General features: G+C 54.6%; 16 protein-coding genes and 4 pseudogenes. 13 read left to right on the top strand and 7 right to left on the bottom strand.

Annotated features, from left to right (window positions below; translation table 11 throughout):
* Window positions 1–344 (top strand): hypothetical protein (locus ACR0LZ_RS20885; RefSeq protein WP_480752157.1); only part of this gene is annotated, 344 nt, incomplete at its 5' end.
* Between the two features lie 92 nt (window positions 345–436).
* Here the strand turns inward: ACR0LZ_RS20885 and ACR0LZ_RS20880 are convergent.
* The gene (locus tag ACR0LZ_RS20880) at window positions 437–1,150 is read right to left on the bottom strand and encodes a GntR family transcriptional regulator (protein WP_480752156.1); all 714 of its coding nucleotides are present in this window, start codon (window positions 1,148–1,150) and stop codon (window positions 437–439) included.
* 230 nt (window positions 1,151–1,380) lie between these two features.
* Between ACR0LZ_RS20880 and ACR0LZ_RS20875 the strand changes: the two genes are divergently transcribed.
* The 6 genes from ACR0LZ_RS20875 to ACR0LZ_RS20850 all read left to right on the top strand — a co-directional run bounded on the left by ACR0LZ_RS20875 (window position 1,381) and on the right by ACR0LZ_RS20850 (window position 6,711).
* Entirely contained in the window at window positions 1,381–2,568 is a 1,188-nt protein-coding gene (locus ACR0LZ_RS20875) for an ABC transporter substrate-binding protein (protein ID WP_480752154.1), read from the top strand.
* Between the two features lie 92 nt (window positions 2,569–2,660).
* A complete protein-coding gene (locus ACR0LZ_RS20870) occupies window positions 2,661–3,530 on the top strand; it encodes a branched-chain amino acid ABC transporter permease (RefSeq protein WP_480752153.1) in 870 nt (289 codons plus the stop codon).
* Between the two features lie 13 nt (window positions 3,531–3,543).
* Window positions 3,544–4,521: a branched-chain amino acid ABC transporter permease gene (locus tag ACR0LZ_RS20865; RefSeq protein WP_480752159.1), complete on the top strand. Its 978-nt coding sequence runs from the start codon at window positions 3,544–3,546 to the stop codon at window positions 4,519–4,521.
* Entirely contained in the window at window positions 4,518–5,300 is a 783-nt protein-coding gene (locus tag ACR0LZ_RS20860) for an ABC transporter ATP-binding protein (protein ID WP_480752151.1), read from the top strand. The genes ACR0LZ_RS20865 and ACR0LZ_RS20860 overlap by 4 nt, the downstream gene beginning before the upstream one ends.
* Before the next feature lie 3 nt (window positions 5,301–5,303).
* Window positions 5,304–6,026: an ABC transporter ATP-binding protein gene (locus ACR0LZ_RS20855; protein WP_480752150.1), complete on the top strand. Its 723-nt coding sequence runs from the start codon at window positions 5,304–5,306 to the stop codon at window positions 6,024–6,026.
* A 7-nt stretch (window positions 6,027–6,033) separates the two neighbouring features.
* Entirely contained in the window at window positions 6,034–6,711 is a 678-nt protein-coding gene (locus ACR0LZ_RS20850; protein ID WP_480752149.1) for an aspartate/glutamate racemase family protein, read from the top strand.
* A 526-nt stretch (window positions 6,712–7,237) separates the two neighbouring features.
* Here the strand turns inward: ACR0LZ_RS20850 and ACR0LZ_RS20845 are convergent.
* The 4 genes and pseudogenes from ACR0LZ_RS20845 to ACR0LZ_RS20830 all read right to left on the bottom strand — a co-directional run bounded on the left by ACR0LZ_RS20845 (window position 7,238) and on the right by ACR0LZ_RS20830 (window position 10,050).
* Window positions 7,238–7,618 (bottom strand): NAD(P)H-dependent oxidoreductase, encoded by a 381-nt coding sequence (locus ACR0LZ_RS20845; RefSeq protein WP_480752158.1) that lies wholly within the window; start codon window positions 7,616–7,618, stop codon window positions 7,238–7,240.
* 79 nt (window positions 7,619–7,697) lie between these two features.
* Window positions 7,698–8,368: pseudogene (locus ACR0LZ_RS20840) on the bottom strand (IS6 family transposase).
* Between the two features lie 82 nt (window positions 8,369–8,450).
* Window positions 8,451–8,717 (bottom strand): annotated as a pseudogene (locus tag ACR0LZ_RS20835) (DDE-type integrase/transposase/recombinase); the annotation flags it as partial.
* Window positions 8,718–8,940: 223 nt separating this feature from the next.
* On the bottom strand, window positions 8,941–10,050 hold the full coding sequence (locus ACR0LZ_RS20830) for a helix-turn-helix domain-containing protein (RefSeq protein ID WP_480752148.1): 1,110 nt from the start codon (window positions 10,048–10,050) through the stop codon (window positions 8,941–8,943).
* A gap of 120 nt (window positions 10,051–10,170) precedes the next feature.
* Between ACR0LZ_RS20830 and ACR0LZ_RS20825 the strand changes: the two are divergent.
* The 5 genes and pseudogenes from ACR0LZ_RS20825 to ACR0LZ_RS20805 form a co-directional block, all read left to right on the top strand.
* Window positions 10,171–10,383: pseudogene (locus tag ACR0LZ_RS20825) on the top strand (IS6 family transposase); the annotation flags it as partial.
* Between the two features lie 1,393 nt (window positions 10,384–11,776).
* A complete protein-coding gene (gene repA, locus ACR0LZ_RS20820; RefSeq protein ID WP_480752146.1) occupies window positions 11,777–12,961 on the top strand; it encodes a plasmid partitioning protein RepA in 1,185 nt (394 codons plus the stop codon).
* Window positions 12,961–13,929: a plasmid partitioning protein RepB gene (gene repB / locus ACR0LZ_RS20815; protein WP_480752145.1), complete on the top strand. Its 969-nt coding sequence runs from the start codon at window positions 12,961–12,963 to the stop codon at window positions 13,927–13,929. The genes repA and repB overlap by 1 nt, the downstream gene beginning before the upstream one ends.
* A gap of 176 nt (window positions 13,930–14,105) precedes the next feature.
* Window positions 14,106–15,161: a helix-turn-helix domain-containing protein gene (locus ACR0LZ_RS20810; protein WP_480752144.1), complete on the top strand. Its 1,056-nt coding sequence runs from the start codon at window positions 14,106–14,108 to the stop codon at window positions 15,159–15,161.
* Window positions 15,162–15,316: 155 nt separating this feature from the next.
* Complete coding sequence (locus ACR0LZ_RS20805; RefSeq protein ID WP_480752143.1) at window positions 15,317–16,426, top strand: DUF4172 domain-containing protein; 1,110 nt, start codon at window positions 15,317–15,319, stop codon at window positions 16,424–16,426.
* Between the two features lie 69 nt (window positions 16,427–16,495).
* On the opposite strand, the pseudogene ACR0LZ_RS20800 reads toward ACR0LZ_RS20805, so the two are convergent.
* Window positions 16,496–16,672, bottom strand: a pseudogene (locus ACR0LZ_RS20800) (ATP-binding protein); the annotation flags it as partial.
* 428 nt (window positions 16,673–17,100) lie between these two features.
* Here ACR0LZ_RS20800 and ACR0LZ_RS20795 point away from each other — a divergent pair.
* Window positions 17,101–18,093 carry a branched-chain amino acid ABC transporter permease gene (locus tag ACR0LZ_RS20795; protein ID WP_480752141.1) on the top strand — a complete coding sequence of 331 codons (993 nt, stop codon included), beginning with the start codon at window positions 17,101–17,103 and terminating at the stop codon, window positions 18,091–18,093.
* A 416-nt stretch (window positions 18,094–18,509) separates the two neighbouring features.
* On the opposite strand, the gene ACR0LZ_RS20790 is transcribed toward ACR0LZ_RS20795, so the two are convergent.
* Complete coding sequence (locus tag ACR0LZ_RS20790) at window positions 18,510–19,487, bottom strand: HpcH/HpaI aldolase/citrate lyase family protein (protein ID WP_480752140.1); 978 nt, start codon at window positions 19,485–19,487, stop codon at window positions 18,510–18,512.
* Window positions 19,488–19,615 lie beyond the last annotated feature (128 nt).

The following is a 19,615-nucleotide window of genomic DNA, read 5'->3' as shown; positions in this document are numbered from 1 at the left end:
CAACCTGCCGCAACTTCGAGACAATTTCTTCAGGCTTCGGTCGCTTGTTTGCCATTTCTGATCCTCCGTTTCCTAATCTTAACGGTGGACCCATTCAAATGGGGAGCCTCAAAAGCGCGTCGACTACCAGTTTCGACTCGATGAGCCTTTTGATTGACGCTGTGCGAATGAACCTGGGAGTGTCTCTGCTTCCCGATCTACCCGTTTTGACCGATGGGCTTGTCAGGTTGGAAGGAATTGACATCGACGAGTTCTCCGAAATCTGGTGCCTGTACCATCCCAGCAACAAAGGCAATCCCCTGATACAGGCGTTCAACAGCTTCATGAAACGTATTTTGATCTGAGTGGTTTCCGCCATTCCCCACATTGGCTGTCGATTTCGCCAATCATCAGAAGCTTTTGGCGTCGCCAGCCCGGTTACGTTTTCACGCAACTCCTATAAGCGGCCGGTAAGGATTTTTGCCAGATCCGGTTCGACCTTTTGGGATTGGTTCAGATCCAAGCCGTTCTGAACATGCAGGATATGGTGGCGGATCGAATTTTCGGCAGCGTCCGGGTTCCCTTCAATCATGGCGTCGATAATCGACGCATGTTCATTTTCCGGGCATGTGGAGGCGCGGTTCGTGCCGAACAGAGCAACGATCAGCGACGTACGGGTAACCAGTTCACGCACCACACGTGTCAAAACCGAGTTTCCGTGACACTTGGCCAATTCAACGTGAAACGCTCCGGATAGCCGGATGATTTCGGACCGGTCGCCACTTTGCCTGGCTTCTTCTTCCTTTTTTACGTGTGCGCGCAATATCTTAACGCCGGTGTCGTTTATTCCACGCGCTAGTTCCCGCACGATCCCGGTTTCTATCAACAGCCGGGCTACGAAAACCTCTCGGGCTTCGTCGGCGCTTGGGCATGCGACATAGGCCCCTCGATTTGAATGCAGATCAACGATGCCTTGACTACTGAGCAAAAGCAACGCGCGGCGCACCCGCATCCGGCCCACACCAAAGGTTTCGCACAAAGCCAGTTCGCTAAGCTTTGTCTTTGGGGCAAGCTTTCGTTCCATCACTGCGGAATAGATCCGATCTACGATCATCTGCTCGTCAGGATCGGTTTGCACAGTGTCGATTTTCTGTTCCGCGTCGCTCGTCATTTCACTCCATTCCGGCAGAAACGGTCTGAAAATTGTGAATAACTGCCAAGTTATCTTCTCACAATATACTAACTTTGTGTTGACGATATCAACGGCATTGTCATCAAAAACTGTTGACACTGATTGTTAACAATGCAGAACTTGAAGCGCTGGCCGGGATTCGACCCGTGATGCATCTTTTATACCAAAGCGCCCGAAAGAGGCGCCGAGACCTCACTAGGGAGGAACTAATGAAACGCAGAAATCTGATGAAATCATCGGCTGCTTTGGCTTTGGCAGCATCCATGCTTGGCTCGGCAGCCTGGGCGGAAAACCCGGTTCTGAAAATCGGCTTTGTCGGAGTGACCTCGGGGCCTGCCGCGGCGTGGGGAATCTCGAACCAACGCTCGATGGAAGCGCGGGCCGCTTGGATCAATGAGAGCGGTGGCTACAAGATCGGTGATACCACCTATGACATCGAAATCGTATCCTTCGATGATCAAAAGGATCCCAAGCGCGCCATTGCCGGAATGGAGAAGATGGCGCAGGAAGGCATACACTATGTTGTCGGCCCCAACGTGGATGATGGCGCCGCCGCAGTTCGCCCTGTCGCGGAATCGCAGGGGATCATGTATTTCCCTTATGCATTTCCAAAGGAGCTTTACTCCGCGCCCGCATCGAACGCGGTATTGGGCATGGTCGCCAACTATCAATCAGGCCCCGCGATCTACAAGTATTTGCGGGATGAAAAGGGTGTGAAATCCGTCGCTTTCGTGGCCGCGAATGAGTCCGACCCGCTGAGCCAGCGGGACGGTGGCGTCGAAGCTGCCAAAGCCCTCGGGCTTGAGGTTGTTTCGGACAACGTGACCTATCAGGTCGACACCACAGACTTCACGCCGGTGCTGACACCCGTCATGCGTACCCAACCCGATTTGCTGGTTCTTTCCGGCGTTTCGCCTGCAAATGCGCCGCAACTGATCCGATCGGCAAGAGAGCTTGGCTTTCAAGGTATCATCTCCACCGAAACGGCGCAGGATGCCACTGTGCTGCGCGAAGGAGCTGGGGAACTGGCCAACGGGTTCATTTCCGTCGGTGGCGCGTCGACGCCCGAGATTGCTTCTGACGACATGAAGGAGTTCGTTAAGCGCTATACCGACATGTTCGGAGAATATAACGACGAGTCGAACACCAAGGTTTACGCGCTCGAATACATTCTGGCGACATTGAACGCCAATCCGGCCGGCATTGACGACGTCAAGGCGTTTCAGACCACGATGGATACGTTCGAAGCACCAAACCCCTTCATGAAAGGTGATGCTACGATGCGGTATGTGGGGACAACGTCTTTCGGGCAAAAACGACAGATCGCGGTGCCGCTTGTGGTGAATGTCTATCAGGACGGCGAATTTGAAACGCTTTTCGTCGCCGAAGTCGACTGAGGCATTCTCACCGTCACGCAACAAACCTTCGAGCCACTCACACCCCGAGCCTGTCAAAGGCTCGGGGAAACCGAACCTTATTCTGGATTCACATGGAACAGATCATAGCAAATGGCATCTATCTGGGCGCGCAATATGCGATGATAGCCTTGGGTCTGACGCTGATTTTCGCCCTGATGAACGTGTTGAATTTTGCCCACGGTCAAATGTACGTCCTAGGCGGATTCGTGACATACACATTTTATGGCCAACTCGGATGGCCGTTCGTACTTGCGCTGCTGGTCTCCTGCATCACTCTTGCCGTTCTTGGCGCCCTGATTGAAAAATTTCTGTTTGCGCCGGTCATTCGGAGGTCTGCTCGCGAAGAAAGCACCATGCTTTTGGCCGCCGGCCTGGCATTTCTGTTCGATGCCGTTATTCTGCTGGTCTTTGGCGAAAAGCAGCGTGGGGTGCCCAAGATCGTCAACGGTGTGCTGAATTGGGATTTCAGGATCATCATGCCATACGATCGCATTCTGATTTGCGTTCTGGCCATCCTGTCGATCATTAGCTTCATCCTGTTCATGCAATATTCCAAAACCGGGCGAGCCTTGCGGGCTTTGGCTCAGGACCGCACAGCAGCACAATTGATGGGTGTCAATGTTGCTCGTTACTCGATGATCGGCTTCGCTCTTGGCGCAATGCTGGCAGGCCTGGTTGGTGGGCTGTTGGTAACCATTACCGGGGTTAACCTCGGCATGGGCGGGCCAACCTCGATCAAGGCCTTCATGATGGTGATGATCGGCGGCGCAGGGGTGATTTCCGGCGCCATCGCCGGAGGCATTATTCTTGGGTTTCTCGAGGCCATCGGTTTGGCCGTTCTCTCGCAATACGGAGACATCACCTATTTGCTTATCTTTGTGTCCCTGATGATTTTCCTGGCCATTCGTCCGCAAGGGCTGATGGGCAAGCCGTGGGGATGAGACCGTGTCAAAACTGAACATAACCCAGATGGTCGCAGTGGTTGTTTTCCTTCTGGCGATCTTTGTCGCGGTGCCGGCTTTCATAGCGGTCTCGGGTCGATCGGATTTCTACTACACACTGACCTCGGTGGCGCTCTTGTCCATCGCCAGTGCCGGTGTCTGGCTGACGTTCTATATTGGCCGCATCAATATCGGTCAGGGTGCTTTTGCCCTGATCGGGGCGTATGTCTCGGCCATACTGGTAACAAAAGCAGGTATATCCTTTTGGCTATCGCTACCCCTGGCGGGGCTGTTTGCAGCCGCAGTGGCGGTCGTAATCGGCGTTCCAATCCTGCGTTTGCGCGGTGTCTATTTTGCAATGATCTCTCTGGTGCTGACACAGGTGGTAACGCTGACCGCGCTGGCGCTTCCCATCACCAACGGTGCCAAAGGGATTACCTCGATCCCGCTGCCGGGAGGCGTATCAATCCTTGGCCTGACATTAGTCCCGGACTTTTCAACGCTCGAGAACCCCAGGCTGGCGTTTTATTATTCCGCCTGCGTACTGATGGTTCTTACCTTCGCCGCCATGTACCGGTTGGTGAATTCGCGGCTTGGTCATCTGTGCCGATCGATGCAACAGAATGAAGAACTGGCCAGTTCGATCGGAGTCAACATCTCCTATATCCGGGTCATCGTGTTCGCCATATCCTCTTTTCTTGGAGGCATTGGCGGGGCGATGTTCGGCTCGATCGCTCAGTCGGTCTATCCCTCCAGCTTTCAGGTCGCCGATAGTGTGAACTTCATGCTGAACTGTTTCCTCGGCGGTCTTGGATACGTCTTCGGGCCGATGTTAGGCACGCTGGTGTTGTATTTTGGGTGGGACCTGCTGTTTGAACTCGGTCGCTTCCAATTGCTGGCTTATTCCAGCCTGTTGATCTTTCTGATGCTGGTTCTGCCTAACGGGCTGCTCAGCCTGCGACTGCCCGGCAGGAAAGGAGCGGACAAATGAGCCATCTTCTGGAAGTCCGCCATGTCACCAAGAAATTCGGCGGTTTGACTGCAAACAGCGATGTCTCGTTCAACGTCAATGAAAATGAAATCCTGTCGGTGATCGGGCCGAACGGAGCGGGCAAGAGTACCTTGTTCAAGATGATTTCGTCCTTCCTGCCCACGACCTCGGGCGAGGTGTTGTTCAGGGGCGAGCGCATATCGAACCTGAAGCCGCATGTGGTGGCGCGAAAGGGTGTCGTTCGCACCTTTCAGGAGACCACCATCTTCAAATCGATGACGGTTCGCGAAAGTATCGTTGTCGCCCAGCATCTGCGATCACGCGCGTCCTTGGCGGGGTATTTCTGGGGTACCAGGACAGCTCATGAAGACGTAGAAAGCTTCGGTCAGTATGCCGATGATCTGATCGAATTCCTTGGCATGACCGAGATTGCCAATGAACAGGCTTCGAACCTGCCGCAAGGTAACTTGCGGGCGCTGGGTATTGCCATTGGTCTTGCCACCGATCCCCAGGTTCTGCTGTTGGACGAACCCTTCGCAGGCATGAACCACGACGAGACCATGAAAATGGTCAATCTGGTGCGAAAGGTCCGCGATGATCGGGGGGTCACTGTATTGCTGGTGGAGCACGATATGCCCGCGGTAATGAACATCTCCGACCGGATCGTCGTTCTGAATTTTGGCGAGATGATCGCCGAAGGTACGCCTGCGGAAATCCAGAATAACGAAAAGGTCATCGAGGCGTATCTGGGCAGCGCCGATGATGAGATCGGGATCTGAACCATGACCAAGATGTTGGAATTCAAGGATGTCGAACTCTACTACGATCATGTCTATGCGCTCAAAGGCGTATCTATCGACTTGGAGCAAGGCGAAACCGTTGCCCTGATCGGTGCCAACGGAGCGGGGAAAAGCTCGATCCTGCGGGCGATAACCGGTCTGGCGCGGATCAAATCCGGTTCGGTGGCCTTCGAGGGCGATACGATTGATGGCAAGAACCCGGCGGATATTGTGTCCAGGGGCATTTCCATGGTGCCGGAAGGCCGACGTGTTTTTCCATTTATGACGGTCAAAGACAATCTGCTGATGGGGGCGTTCACGCGTTCGAACAAATCCGAAATTCGGAACACTCTGGACTCGGTACTGGAAAGATTTCCGCGATTGAAGGAACGCTACTCTCAATCCGCCGGTACCTTGTCGGGTGGGGAACAACAGATGATGGTAATTGGACGCGCTTTGATGGCTAAACCTCGTCTGTTACTGATGGATGAGCCGTCATTGGGAATCGCACCAAAGCTGGTGCAGGATATTGCCCGGTCCATCGTCGCCATCAACCGTGATGAGGGTGTGTCCGTCCTATTGGTCGAACAGAACTCGCGCATGGCGCTGTCGATTTCACATCGCGCCTATGCTCTGACCACCGGGAACGTGGTTATCTCGGGCAACTCCAAGGAACTTTTGACCGATCCGCGGATCAAGGCTGCCTATCTGGGCGGAGAAGTGTGAGGGTGTCGTGAAAATTCTTGTCGTCAATCCTAACACCACAAGCTCGATGACGCGAAAAATCGAAGCAGCAGCCCGAGCTGCCGCACATCCCGACACCGAAATCATCGCGACCAATTCGACAAGTGGCCCGCCGAGTATCCAGGGATATCTGGATGTGACGACCTGTGTGCCGGGCCTGCTGGACGTTGTGGCGGGCTATCCGGACGTCGACGCCATTGTGGTCGCCTGTTTCGACGATACAGGCGTTGACGCGGTGCGCTGCGTTACATCGGCCCCAGTGATCGGAGTTGGAGAAGCGGCCTATCACGCTGCGTCGATGATCAGCCCGAAATTCAGTGTCATCACGACCTTGTCCCGCTCGCTTGCAGGTCTGGAGGCCAATCTGTTGCGCTATGGACTGGACCGCCGCTGTGTCCGTGTTCGCGCATCGGATGTGCCCGTCCTCAAGCTGGAGGAAAACGATCCCAAAACAGTCGACAAAATCAGGGCGGAGATCCGCGCCGCAATTGACGAGGACAGGGCAGAAGCCATTGTTCTGGGGTGTGCGGGGATGACAAATCTTATGACACACCTGTCCGAGGAATTTGGACTACCTATAGTCGACGGCGTTGCCTGCGCTGTGACATTTGCCGAAGCGTTGGTTCGGGCCAAGCTGACAACCTCAAAACTGTGTTCATACGCTTAAGGTAAGGACCATTCACATTGAGCGTGTTGCACAAATCGTTTCCGATGCGTAGCCAGTCCTTCGAATTGACTGCGGGATGCTGGGATACTTTTCAATTTCAATGCGGCGCGGTGGGATAGGTTTGCGAAGGCAAAGTACCGTGTGACGAAACGTACCGGGTACAACGAGGCGCTGCGGTAGCGCAGGGATGTCACGGTCTGGTTTGGTGGGGACATGGTGTCTGGATGGTCTGCCGAACGCTTAGGCAAGCGCGGTGCTCAGCAACGGTACTCGCGAGATGTGTCTTGCCTTGCGAGTGGTGCTCGGCCTGCCGCTTCGGCAAACCGAAGTCCCAGACAACCGAAACCAAGATCGCTGTCAAAGCCCTCAACCGCATGACCCGCCTGGGTCGTGCGACCTATGAACGTGTCGCATAGCGAACCGGGGAAAGGGGCAAATGCGGCCCAGGCACTATTCGTGCAACGCGGTCGATAATTCCCAATTGTCCAACAAGCATAGTATTGGACAATTGGGAAAACTTGCATCTTTACGCCGCGACTTGCGCGGCCACGACCTTGGTCCGGGCCTTGGCCTGGGCCACCGAGTCGTCGAACCGGGCATCGCCGAATTCCTGGTACTCGATGGCGATGGTCTCCATGTTCGCGGCATCCGCGCCCAGGTAATGCGCGCTGGCGCGGATCGCCGGGTCCAGCCCGTTCAGATGCGCGCGCTCGCCGCCCTCGGCAAAGCCGAACTCGCCGCGCGAGGACAGGACGATCAGCTTCTTGCCGGTCAGGATCGGCTCGATCGGCACATCGCCGCGCGCCAGGTCAAAGCTGAAGGTCACCCCGATCCGCGCGATCAGGTCGAACCAGGCCTTGAGCGACGCGGGCATCGAGTAGTTATACATAGGTGCGCAGAGCGCGATAACATCCGCATCGATGATTTCGGCCGGTTCTGTCGCAAACTTTTTAGATGACAGAGCATCAGTGGAATTGGTGAGCAGTTTACCCCGCCAGTTGGATGAACTGCTGAAACGGACGGAGTTCAGGCGTGAACTGACCTTTGCGGATCATGTTGACCAGTTCTATGCCTGCCAGGACAGATGCGGCTGAATCGAAAGATTTGAATCCCAGCAAGGGTCTGATCCTTCGTTTGATGAACCGGTGATCCTGTTCAATGATGTTGTTGAGGTATTTCCGCCTGACCATTTCGATCGGGATCGGGCAGCCAAAGCCTTTCAACATCTTGTTGATCGCCTTGATCCCAGCAGTGTTTGCGCCACTTTTGACTATGGCAATCCGTTCACCTCGAGGGCGCGGGCGAAGAACCTCGTCGCAGCAGCTTTATTGCGGCGTTTGGATAGCATGAAGTCCAGAGTTTTGCCGTGTTTGTCGATCGCTCGGTAAAGATAAACCCATATGCCTTTCACTTTCACATAGGTTTCATCCATGCGCCACGAACGGTCTGCGGGACGCTTTCCATACCGTGCTGTTTCAGCAATGAGGCCGGCATATCGACTAACCCAGCGGTTTAGCGTTGCATGATCCAGATCAACGCCGCGTTCCGCCATGATTTCTTCCAGATCCGGGTAGGAAACACCGTAGCGCAGGTAGAAGAAAACCGCGTGCAAGATCACTTCTTTCGGATAATGCGCGCCCTTGAATGAGATCGTCATTGTCGGCTCCTGTCATGTTCCAGCACGCGTTACCAGAACTGTGTTCGATCTGACAGGTGGGGACAAAGTTTGCGACAGAACCTTCAAGGAACTTGCCGTTTTTGCCGACGGCCCCAAAGACGTAAACCCAAGCACCTTTCACTTTGATGTAAGTCTCGTCCATTCTACAGGAACGGTCGCATGGTCCTTTGCGGCGACGTGCTTCTTCAGCGATTGCACCGGAATTCCGTGTTACCCATCGGTTAAGCGTGGTGTGGTCCACTGGAACACCGCGCTCGGCCATGATTTCTTCCAGGTCTCGATAAGAGACACCACAGCGAACGTAAAAGAACACCGCGAACAGTGTCACGTCTTTCGGATACTGTGCACCTTAGAAAGAAATCACAGGCTAACCTTCAACTGGGTGATGCCGATCGCTACCCCGGCGTTAGCACCACAAAGGTCAATGGTCAAAACTTTGAAACAGATCCCATTAACATCACATTGGCACATTGCGATGCCGTCAGATTGGGGCATCCACGCCATCAACAGAGCCTTTGCCACGCCGGGAGAATAGTTGCGAGGCAATCCCATCACATCGCCGCCGCCCAAAACCGATACCGCCCCTGTCCGGTGATCTCGCGCGCCAGGCCGCGATCAGTGAACAGGTTGAGGTTGCGTCGCGCGGACATGGGTGAACATCCGGCTTGTTGCGCTACAATATCTGCCGACAAGATCGGGAACCGGGCGAGCGCGTCGATCAGCGCCGGCGGCGTACGCCCCGAAAGATCCCCGGTTTCCGCCCACGCACGTTCCAGCCAGGCCTTCAACCGATCCAGTTCCATCAGCGCGGCCAACGCCCCGGCTTGGGCTGCGGTGTAGAACGCCCGCAGCCGCGCTTCGGCGAAAGCCTCCCCCTCCTTCAACGCGTAGCGATCGAACCGATGGCCGCTCGACACCGGAAGGAACGGCGCCCCTGCCCCCCCTGCCCCGGTGATCATTGCCGCCACCGCCGGTTCCAGCATCTCGTCCCAGGGGGTGATCCCTTCGCGACGCCAGAAGGCCAGACCGCAAGCTGCCCGCGTCATCGCATGGCACCCGGCCAATTCGTTGCGTTGGACACGCAAGGCATCGCCAAGCGCATCCAGTTCCCCACCCACCGGACGGTCTGCATGGGGGTCGGGATCCTGGGCCTCGGTGACCTCCGCCCGCCCCAGGAAGGCGCGCAGATCCTCATGAACCGACACACCCTGCCCTGTCAGCCGCCGCACCGCCCAGCTGGCTCGGGCCAGCGCACGCGCCTCATCCTCCCCGGCCAGCCGCAACGCGCGGTAGAGCGCGATCTTTTCCGACCCCAGCCAGATGCCTTCGCCACGCAGAATTGCAGAGACTGACTGCAGGGCAATCCGCTCCCCGACGCCAGCCGGTATCTGCCTCAGCCGTTCCCCGAACCGGGTCACGGCCTCGACTGCCGCCAGCAAGTCGCGATAACAAACCTGCTCGGCCCGAAGCCAGATCTCGGGCTGCAACGATCCTTCCCGCGCGGCAACCGGCCATGGCAGATCGGTCGGCGCCGCTCCCGGGTCCGGCACCTGCGGCAGGAACCACAGATCCTCCTCCGGCGCCGGATCAACATCATAGATCGATCCTGACGGATCTTCTAAGTCATCGGTATCTTTGGGGTGTTCATTCATGGCAAACATAATAGTAGCTTTTTGTTTGTTACCATAGAGATTTCGAAAAGAGGACCTGTGGATGAGCTGCAAACTCTGAGGCCCAGTTGACGAACATGCGTGATCTGACGTTTGTTCCCGTCAAATGTTATTCGAACAGGAGTCAACACGATCTCATCGGTAGGCTGCCATTTCCCCAAGGATGCGGTTCTGTACGCTGTGTATTTCTACCTACGGTACACTGTATCGTATCGGGACTTGGAAGAGATTGTGGCCGAACGCGGCGTGCAGGTGGACCACGCCACTCTCAACAGGTGGATTGCGAAATACTCACCGATGGTCGCAGCGAGAACGCAATCAAAGACTGGCCGCCCTGCCCTCTGTAATGACCCGGTAGCGCGCTATTAGCTGTTGTTCAAAAAGGCCGGCCTGATGCGGTCCAAACTTGTCGATGGTCCATCGAGCAATCTCCGCCATGCTGGCTTCAGCGCGGCGTGTCAGTCGAAAGGGTTTGGTCACGCTTCAGTTCGTGTCCCTGCAAAAGCACACCGGATCGCATTCGAACTGCTGCCTTCTGCCAGATCTCCAACGTGAGCCTGCGCCACACCCTCCTGCGGACCTAGTTTGCGAGATACCAGCCAGCTTCTTCCCACTCCATAGGCGGAAGACCCGCGCGCAATTCTTCACAGGCGTTCTGACAGAGACCGGATGCAACCGGATTCTGCCCCAGCTGATCTTGCGATTCTGCAAGTACGACATTACGGGCTGCGATGCGCATGCCCCCTGTTTGGCGATATATGCCAACGAGACTGTCGGCTCAACGATTGAGAACCCTACACCCATTCAATCAATCAAAATGGTCTCATCGCCGGTACTTTGGCAATTTATCCTCTCTTGGTCGGCGTATTGGAGAAAGAGACCTGACTTTCAGAACCAAACAAGAGACTTCATCAATCACGCCTTGTGGTCGCCCAGCTCCAAACACAGCAGGGTTACGCAAACAGCTTTGAAATTTGAGTTAACGCCAATTGAACGTGAAGAGGACGGATAGAGTCTGTCGCCTTGCATCAATCCAACAAAGATAGAGCATTGCGCCAAAAAGTTACCCTGCGCGGGCCCAATTGCAACGGGTCGCGAACGCCCCCCCCCTTTCCACAGTGTTCTAAAGGCAAACTAAACTCTCAAACTCCGCCTTACCCGTGTGTCGTCTCTTGGTCAGCGACCGACTCTGGCCGGCCAACCCGTGAGGCTTATCTTCGCACATAATTCACATTTCGGCCGCAGGTTCCAAACCGCTATCCAGGCCGCGATGCATCGCTCTCTCGGGCGGACGTAGGGTTTCTGTAACGACATCAATATCGCAGAAGGTGCAGCGCCGGATAGTTTGGGAAAACACTTGCCCAATCAGATCAACCAGCTTCCTGGCGTGGCCGGTTTCGCGTCTTATGATGCAAGAGGTTCAGTCCTTAACCCTGATGCAAACGAGAAGCGCTCTACCCAAAGCGGAGCTTTCATAGGTGTCTAGCATGAATGCAATCGACGCCTACGGCGGAGCTTCAACAACTGAAAGCCCCCAGAAACCGACCTGACCGGGTTTACAACTGTAAACGGGCTTGCTCTTATGCAAAGCGTATATCGTCTTCCGATTTGGAAAACCTACAATATAGGCGAAAATCCTTGACTTAGAGCAATGAATCACGGCTGTTTGTCTCAAGTGGCGCAAAAATGACCACATTCTTTAATTTGAGGCAACCACATGATTCCCGTGACACCACTTACGGCAGAACGACCATCGGCACTCGCCACGGAAATATCTGAGAGATTAAACTCGGCTATCCGGGAACATCTTCTTGCGGCTTTTGCCCCGGACAACACGAAATCACTACGCAACTTTGCAGCACCAGAAGCAGCCGAACTCTTAGGTGTCTCAGGTCAATTCATGCGCAAGGTCCACGTAGAAGGAACGATTCCTGAACCAAAGGACGTGCGCAGTGGACGACGTTACTATACCGCCCAAGAGCTCTGGGAAGCTCGCGAAACGCTTGAGAAGACCTCTCGCAAAAAGGGACGCTATATCCCCCGCCGGACTGAAGGAGAAAAACTCCAGGTCTGGCAGTTGATGAACTTCAAAGGTGGCAGCAGCAAGAGCACCACAACAGTTCACCTGGCACACTATTTTGCTCTTCGCGGTTACCGCGTTCTAGCCGTTGACCTGGATCCCCAAGGCTCGCTTACATCCATGTGCGGGATCAGCCCGGAAATAGAGTTTGACGGGCTGACGATTTACGACGCTATTCGATACGAAGATCCGGTTGATATGGCGGACGTTGTGCTTCCTACATACTTTCCTGGCCTGTCTGTGGCGCCGTCACGGCTTGTTCTATCGGAATTTGAGACAGAATCTGCCGTCCACTCCAACCCAGACCATCCGTTCTTTACGAGAATTAGAAATGCCCTGGCCCAGGTGGAAGGCGATTTTGACCTTGTGCTAATTGATAGCCCGCCTCAACTCGGGTTCTTGACAATAGCCGGCATGGCCGCCGCCAGTTCACTGCTTGTGCCACTGACACCGTCAATGCTTGACGTGTCTTCGACGGCTCAATTTCTCGAACTCGCCGGTGCCTATATGGCGGTTATCGAAGATGCCGGCGCCACTCTCGAATATGACAACTTCAAGTTCCTGATAACACGTGACGAACCAACCGACGTGCCATCTCAACAGCTGGCTTCGTTCATGCGAGCACTGTTTCAGGACAGAGTAATGTCAGCAACGGCGCTCAAGAGCACCGCAATCAGTGACGCCACAATGCTCAAACAATCAATTTACGAAGTTGTGCGGTCGGAAATGACACGCGCAACCTATGATCGGGCGAAGAACTCAATGGATGCGATCGGCTCCGAAGTCGAGCACATGATCCATCAGGCATGGGGACGCAGCTAATGGCTAGAAAATCGCTTCAAGAGATGTCGGGAATCGCTAACACCATTGCGCGCTCCAGCTCCAAAGCCATCGAAAAAGCACCAAGACCCAATGCCCCTGCCCTTGGTGCGCTTCAAGGGTCTCTCGCCGCAATCAGAGAAATTGACCCTGCACTTATCGACGATTGGGGGCCGGTCGACAGACTCGGTGAGTTTACAGCTGTAAACCCCGACGAAGAAGACGACAGCTTTGAGAGCTTGGTGTCAAGCATCCAGGACGGCGGCCAACAAGTTCCAATTCTCGTCAGAAGGTCCAAATCTGACGGTCGATACGAGGCAATATATGGCAGACGGAGGCTCAAGGCTTGTCGTGAACTCGGAATCAAGGTCCGGGCGAATGTTCAGGATATCGATGATGCATCAGCGTTGCTCGCCAAAGGGCTTGAAAACGCTGCGAGGCGTAACCTTTCCTTCTACGAAAAAGCGCGGTTCGCCGAGGCAATCCTGACTTCCGGGCATGACACTGCAACGGTAAGGCAAGTGCTGAACCTTACTAAATCGGGATTATCTCACCTGACAAAAGTTACTCAGCATGTTCCTGCACGGATTGGTGACCTGATCGGTGCAGCCCCAAAATCTGGTCGTCCAAAATGGACCACGCTCGCAGAACACTTTCATGCGGGCAAACTGTCGATGGATGAAGCTGCAAGCCTGCTAACATCCGTAGAACCATCGGTGTCGTCAGATGATCGGCTGGAATTGCTCCTGAAAGCAGCAACCAAACGCGGTGCGCGACAAAAAGAAGGTGTCGCCGAAGTCAGTCCAATCGAAGGCGTCACAATCAGATCCAGCAACGGAGCGCTGACTGTCTCTGTCAAAAGAGCGGGATCGAACGCAGGTTTCGCCGACTGGTTGGACAAAAACATGGCTGAAATCATCAAGCGCTCACACGCAGAGTTTACAGCTGTAAACACCAAGAAAAAGAACTGAGGCCGAGCAGAAAGGAGGAAGGCAAACAAGAAAACCCCCGAAACCGGAGTTTCGAGGGCTGCTGCGCAAAGCGCAATTCTTAGATTAGACACCTAGAATCTAGCAGCACCCGAATCGCCACACAAGAGAAAACACCTCTGGGTGAACAGGTTTTCTTTGTCTGCTGTCAGAAAATCATGAAAACACTATCAGCATTGGCTCCAAATGGAGCGACCTTGTCGGGAACGGCAGGGCAGGGGAATAGCACGCCCAAAAAATGGATACTTCTTCGCGCGGTTGAAGAGGCCAGAGAACCTCTTGGGTTAAAATCCACATCTCTCAATGTCCTGAGGGCAATGATTTCCTTCATGAGCGGGGATCAGATTTCTTCAGACCAGGATGATCACCATATCTGCTTCGCTTCCAACGCAGCCATCGCCAAACGAACTCATGTCAGCGTACAGACTGTTGAGCGCCATATTTCCGCACTGGTCGAGCTTGGACTAATCCGTCGCATCATGAGCGCAAACGGCAAACGTTGGGCTCGCCGGGATCGACAGGGCAGGGTGGTTACAGCAACAGGGCTGTCCCTAATGCCTTTGTCTGAAAGATATGCCGAGTTCATCCAGGAAGCTCAGAGACATGCTGATCGAGTTCTGGAGTTCACTGTACTCCGAGACAAGGTTTCGGCCGCTCTCGCGCGTCTCAGGGAACTGGTTGCAAACGACACCGCGATCTCTGATTTGATGACCACCGTACGCAATGCTCTGCGTCGCAAACCAGACGGGAATGTACTCAGCAAGTTGCTGGTAGAAATCTCTGTGGAAATCTCTGAGATAACACAGACAGATACAGAAAATTTGAGGGCCAGTGACAGTGAAATTGAGGGGCACAAAGAGGACTCTTTGAATACGGAAGTTAAGAAAGAAAAATTCTCTCAGATTCAAGTTTCTCCTGAACAAATGGAGCGTAGCTTTCCACGGTTGTGCTCAGAACTACGCTTTGCAAAAGATCAGCACCACTGTGATCGGATTATGGATGATATCGCAGACTATCTACGACTTGGCCAAACCTGGTATGCGATGAAAGCAACGTTTGGGCCAGCTATTCGTTTCATCGTTCTAGGATACATCTTTCAACGTGCTGAAAATATAAAGTCTCCAGGAGCTTATTTGATTTCATTGTTGGCTAAGATCGAAAAGGGAGAGCTGTCCCCAAAGGCAATGCTATCGCGAACCTCAAATAGCTCTTAGTTTTTGTGAAACAGGAAGAAATGTTTCGTCATCAGATTGCCCTTCCAATCGATGATCGGATTGAACAATTTCGGAAAATGTGAGCAATAGGAAAGACCTCTATAAATCATAAACTCATATATCATGAGTTATAGACCGGATTATTATACCTCACCATGTGGAACTGGCAGAACCCCGACTGGCCGACATTCTGTTACGATGCCGCAAGACTTGAACCTTACGAGCAACAGTTCCTGTTGTCCTCCGGGGAAGTCCTTGGAGCAGTGCGCCATGTGAATACGTGGGATCAAGATCAATTGCGTATCGACCTTCTGAGCGAAGAGGCAATGAAAACCAGCGTGATCGAAGGTGAGATGCTGGATCGTCTCAGTGTTCAGTCTTCGTTGCGTCGGCATCTTGGGCTGGCTCCCGACAGCTATCCAACCAAACCGCGCGAGCAGGGGGTTTCTGAGATGATGGTGGATGTTTACTCCACCTATGCGGAGCCGCTTTCACACGACACTTTGTTTCGGTGGCACGACATGTTGCTATCGCATGACAGGCATCTGGAAACGATCGGAGCCTATCGGAGCCATGAGGATGCGACGCAAATCGTGTCAGGCCGATTCGATCACCCAGCGGTGCATTTCGAAGCACCGCCTTCGTATCAGGTTCCAGCTGAAATGGACCAGTTCGTAAGCTGGTTCAATCGGACCGCACCAAGTGGTCCCGAACCATTGCGCGCACTGATCCGGGCCGGATTGAGCCATCTGTATTTCGAAAGCATTCACCCTTTTGAAGACGGCAATGGCCGGTTGGGCAGGGCGCTGGCTGAAAAGTCCCTGGCGCAAAACATTGGTCAGCCTAGCCTGATTGCTCTTGCTTTCGCGATCGAGCGAGATCGGAAGGCTTACTACGACCGGCTCGAACGCCATCAAAAGACGTTGGACGTCACACCATGGCTTGTCTGGTTTGCCGAAACTGTACTCAAAGCACAGCAGGTATCGCTTGCACGAGTTGGTTTCTTTATATCCAAGACGCATTTCTACGACCGGCATCGTGATCAATTCAATGCCCGCCAAAGCAAGGTGATCGCCCGTTTGTTCAAAGCGGGGCCGGATGGATTCAAAGGAGGGCTGAGCGCAGAGAACTATATCTCGATAACGGGAACGTCACGCGCCACTACGACGCGAGATCTACAGGATCTGGTGGAGAAGGGCGCTCTGACCCGCATGGGTGAGCTCCGGTACACACGCTATTGGCTAAAGCTGAACCGGGAAGGGTAGGCGCTGAATGTCAATCGGCATTCCTTATTGACCCCTCTGGTGCTAAGCAGGCTCGGTACTGCGTAATCTTCAACTGACGTGGTTGCAGCGGGCCTGCGGGGTTTCGGATTGGCGGTATGCGCCGTTCTGGAAACGCCAGCTTTCGTTGCCGGTCTCGACGATCTCGCAGTGATGGATAAGCCGATCGACGAGCGCGGTGGTCATCTTGGCATCTCCGAACACACTCGGCCATTCGCCAAAGGCCAGGAGAAGAAACAAATAGAAGTGCAGTTTCACTGCGTGTATATGTTCGGTATGAAACCGAGATAAGCAGTTATTATTAAATAACTATTTCTAATTCAAGTTTCTCGCTCACGTATTGGCTGAGCTTTTCTCAGTTGCTGGAAACCAAGGTTACGCAATTCTGTTTTCAAGCCAGACACTCGTCACATTCGGGTGATGGAACGAAAACGGGAGGAATTACTCGTGACTGATCTAGCTAAGCTCAGCGCAACGGAAACCGCATTGGCCATTCGGGAAAGGGGCATTTGTCGCGGCCTTCATCCTGGCCGTACTCGAAGCCTTTGTCATTTTCTATATCGGTCCAAGCTGGGCCATGCCGGCCTGGCTGTTGATGCTGATCGTTGTCTTGATGGTCCGTCCCAAAGGTCTGTTCGGCGTGTGGGAGAACTGAGATGTCCGAGAAAGTTAACGCGACCCTTGCCAAAATACCGTCGGTCTTCACCGGCACCGGGCTCAAGCGCGACTCGATGGTCTTTTGGGCTGTCGTGGCCGGGCTGGCCGTGTTGGGCGGGGTGATCGGCGACAGCTATGTCCACCACATACTGATTCTGGTGTTCATCTGGTGCATCGTGATCGCCAGCTGGGATCTGATCCTGGGTTATGCCGGTATTTTCAACTATGCGCAGCTGGTGTTTTTTACCTTCGGGGCCTACGGCTCGGCCATGCTGTCGATCTATGCGGGGCTGACGCCGTTGTTGGCGATTGTGGCTGCAGCCGGGATCGGAGCGGTGATCGGTCTGATCGTGGCGGTTCCCAGCCTGCGGCTGAAGGGCGAATATGTGGCGTTGTTCACCTTTGCTGTGCATCTGGCGCTGCCACCGTTGATCCAGCAGGGCAAGGCCATCGGCATGGGCGGCAATACCGGCCTGCTGGGCATCCCTTGGCTGAATCTGTTTGGGTATCAGGTCTCCTCAATCGACAAGCTGACTTGGTATTGGGTGGCACTGGCCTTTGGGGCTGTCTGCGTCTACCTGATCTATTTCATCGTACTGCGCGGGCGTATGGGGTTGGCATTTATCGCGATGCGCGATGCTGACACCTTTGCGCAGGCGATCGGGGTCAACGAGTATAAATACAAGATGCTGGCCTTTGTCGTATCTGCCGTTTTCACTGCCGTGGCGGGTGGTCTTTATGCCCACTACACCAGCGTGGTGACGCCTAAGGTGCTGGGAACCGAGTTCTTTCTGATGGCGATGGTCATGCTGGCCATAGGCGGAATGGGCCAGTTCCCGGGTGCGGTGCTGGGTGTCTTCATTGTGGTGATCGGCAACGAACTGCTGCGCAGCTTTGACGATTACCGCCTGTTGCTGCTGGGTGTGGCCGTGGTGCTGACGGTGATCTTTCTGCCCAATGGCGTGGCTGGTCTGTTTCACAAACGCAACTAAAACGGGCCTGCCCTGTTTACAGGGTAGGTTCACTCAAAGAATTCGCGGCCATAGTCGCTGTCGCGGAATTTATCCGCCTAATCCAGAAGCCAGTTCTGAAATACCTCGATCTTAGATTTGCGCGCTGAGGAATGCGGGCAAACCAGATAACGGCTTTTGTGCTTGATCTTGGCGGTTCTGTTGATGGCGTGGATGCCACCGCCTGACGGCATCGCAATGTGCCAATGTGATGTTGCTCCGCTGACTTGGTGTTGACGCAAAGGCTGCCGTGCCACCAAGTTGTGGCCGATTTGGGTGAAACCGGCAAATGTCTCGGCAAAGCCACGGGCAAATACCGGCCCGCTTCTTGACCATTCAGGTGACCTGGACCTTCGGGGTCATTCAGCGGCCCAGGCATTTGCCCGGAAATGGCCGGATCAGGCGGCAGCGATCTGACGCGCCTTTTCTACCATGACTTCGGCCTGGCGGATCGAGGCATAGTCGATCAGACGGCCGTCCAGGGATACTGCACCCTTTCCGGCTGTCTCGGCTTCGGCCATTGCCACAAGAATACGCTGTGCTTTTGTCACTTCGGCTTCACTGGGCGACATCACTTCGTTGGCCAGGGCGATCTGACTTGGGTGGATGGCCCACTTACCTTCGCACCCCAAAACGGCCGCACGTTTGGCCGCAGCCCTGTACCCCTCGGGATCCTGAAAATCGCCAAAAGGGCCATCGATTGGACGCAGTCCGTTGGCGCGGGCTGCGACCACCATACGGGCCAGCGCATAGTGCCACATATCGCCCCAATGTGTCGCCCGGTTGGCCTCGGCATCCGGATCGGTCAGTACCGAATAGTCAGGATTGACACCGCCAATGATCGTTGTCCGCGCGCGCGTGGACGCGGCATAGTCCGCCACTCCGAAATGCAGACTTTCGTTGCGTTTCGAGGCCGCGGCGATTTCACTGACATTCTGCATGCCCAACGCCGTTTCGATGATGTGCTCGAACCCGATACGCTTCTTGTATCCTTTTGCATCCTCGATCTGTGTTACCATCATGTCGACGGCATAGACATCGGCTGCTGTGCCTACTTTAGGGACCATGATCAGGTCCAGACGTTCCCCTGCCTGTTCCACAACGTCGACCACGTCGCGGTACATATAGTGCGTGTCCAGCCCGTTGATGCGAACCGACATGGTCTTGTTGCCCCAGTCGATGTCGTTCAAAGCCTGAATGATGTTCCTGCGTGCCTGTTCTTTCTCGTCGGGTGCGACGGCGTCTTCCAGATCCAGAAAGATCACATCGACATCGGATTTTGCGGCTTTCTCGAACATGCCGGGTTGGCTGCCGGGAACGGCCAGTTCGCTGCGATTGAGACGCGCGGGCGCCTGTTCGATGGAATGAAAACTCATGATTAGACGTCCTTGGTTCAGAGGTTCGGGTACAGGGGGAATCGGGCGCAGAGGTCTGCGACTTTGGCGCGGACCTTGGCTTCGACTTCGCCGTTGCCGTCCGGGCCGTTGGCGGCCAGGCCGTCGAC

Source organism: Ruegeria sp. CI1 (genome assembly GCF_056536925.1).
This window is presented reverse-complemented; position numbering and strand designations above follow the sequence as displayed.

Bases quoted from the DNA above. Each gene is read 5' to 3' on its own strand.
- ACR0LZ_RS20880 (WP_480752156.1), bottom strand. From the start codon at position 1,150: ATGACGAGCGACGCGGAACAGAAAATCGACACTGTGCAAACCGATCCT.
- ACR0LZ_RS20875 (WP_480752154.1), top strand. From the start codon at position 1,381: ATGAAACGCAGAAATCTGATGAAATCATCGGCTGCTTTGGCTTTGGCA.
- ACR0LZ_RS20870 (WP_480752153.1), top strand. From the start codon at position 2,661: ATGGAACAGATCATAGCAAATGGCATCTATCTGGGCGCGCAATATGCG.
- ACR0LZ_RS20860 (WP_480752151.1), top strand. From the start codon at position 4,518: ATGAGCCATCTTCTGGAAGTCCGCCATGTCACCAAGAAATTCGGCGGT.
- ACR0LZ_RS20855 (WP_480752150.1), top strand. From the start codon at position 5,304: ATGACCAAGATGTTGGAATTCAAGGATGTCGAACTCTACTACGATCAT.
- ACR0LZ_RS20830 (WP_480752148.1), bottom strand. From the start codon at position 10,050: ATGTTTGCCATGAATGAACACCCCAAAGATACCGATGACTTAGAAGAT.
- repA (WP_480752146.1), top strand. From the start codon at position 11,777: ATGATTCCCGTGACACCACTTACGGCAGAACGACCATCGGCACTCGCC.
- repB (WP_480752145.1), top strand. From the start codon at position 12,961: ATGGCTAGAAAATCGCTTCAAGAGATGTCGGGAATCGCTAACACCATT.
- ACR0LZ_RS20810 (WP_480752144.1), top strand. From the start codon at position 14,106: ATGAAAACACTATCAGCATTGGCTCCAAATGGAGCGACCTTGTCGGGA.
- ACR0LZ_RS20805 (WP_480752143.1), top strand. From the start codon at position 15,317: ATGTGGAACTGGCAGAACCCCGACTGGCCGACATTCTGTTACGATGCC.
- ACR0LZ_RS20795 (WP_480752141.1), top strand. From the start codon at position 17,101: ATGTCCGAGAAAGTTAACGCGACCCTTGCCAAAATACCGTCGGTCTTC.
- ACR0LZ_RS20790 (WP_480752140.1), bottom strand. From the start codon at position 19,487: ATGAGTTTTCATTCCATCGAACAGGCGCCCGCGCGTCTCAATCGCAGC.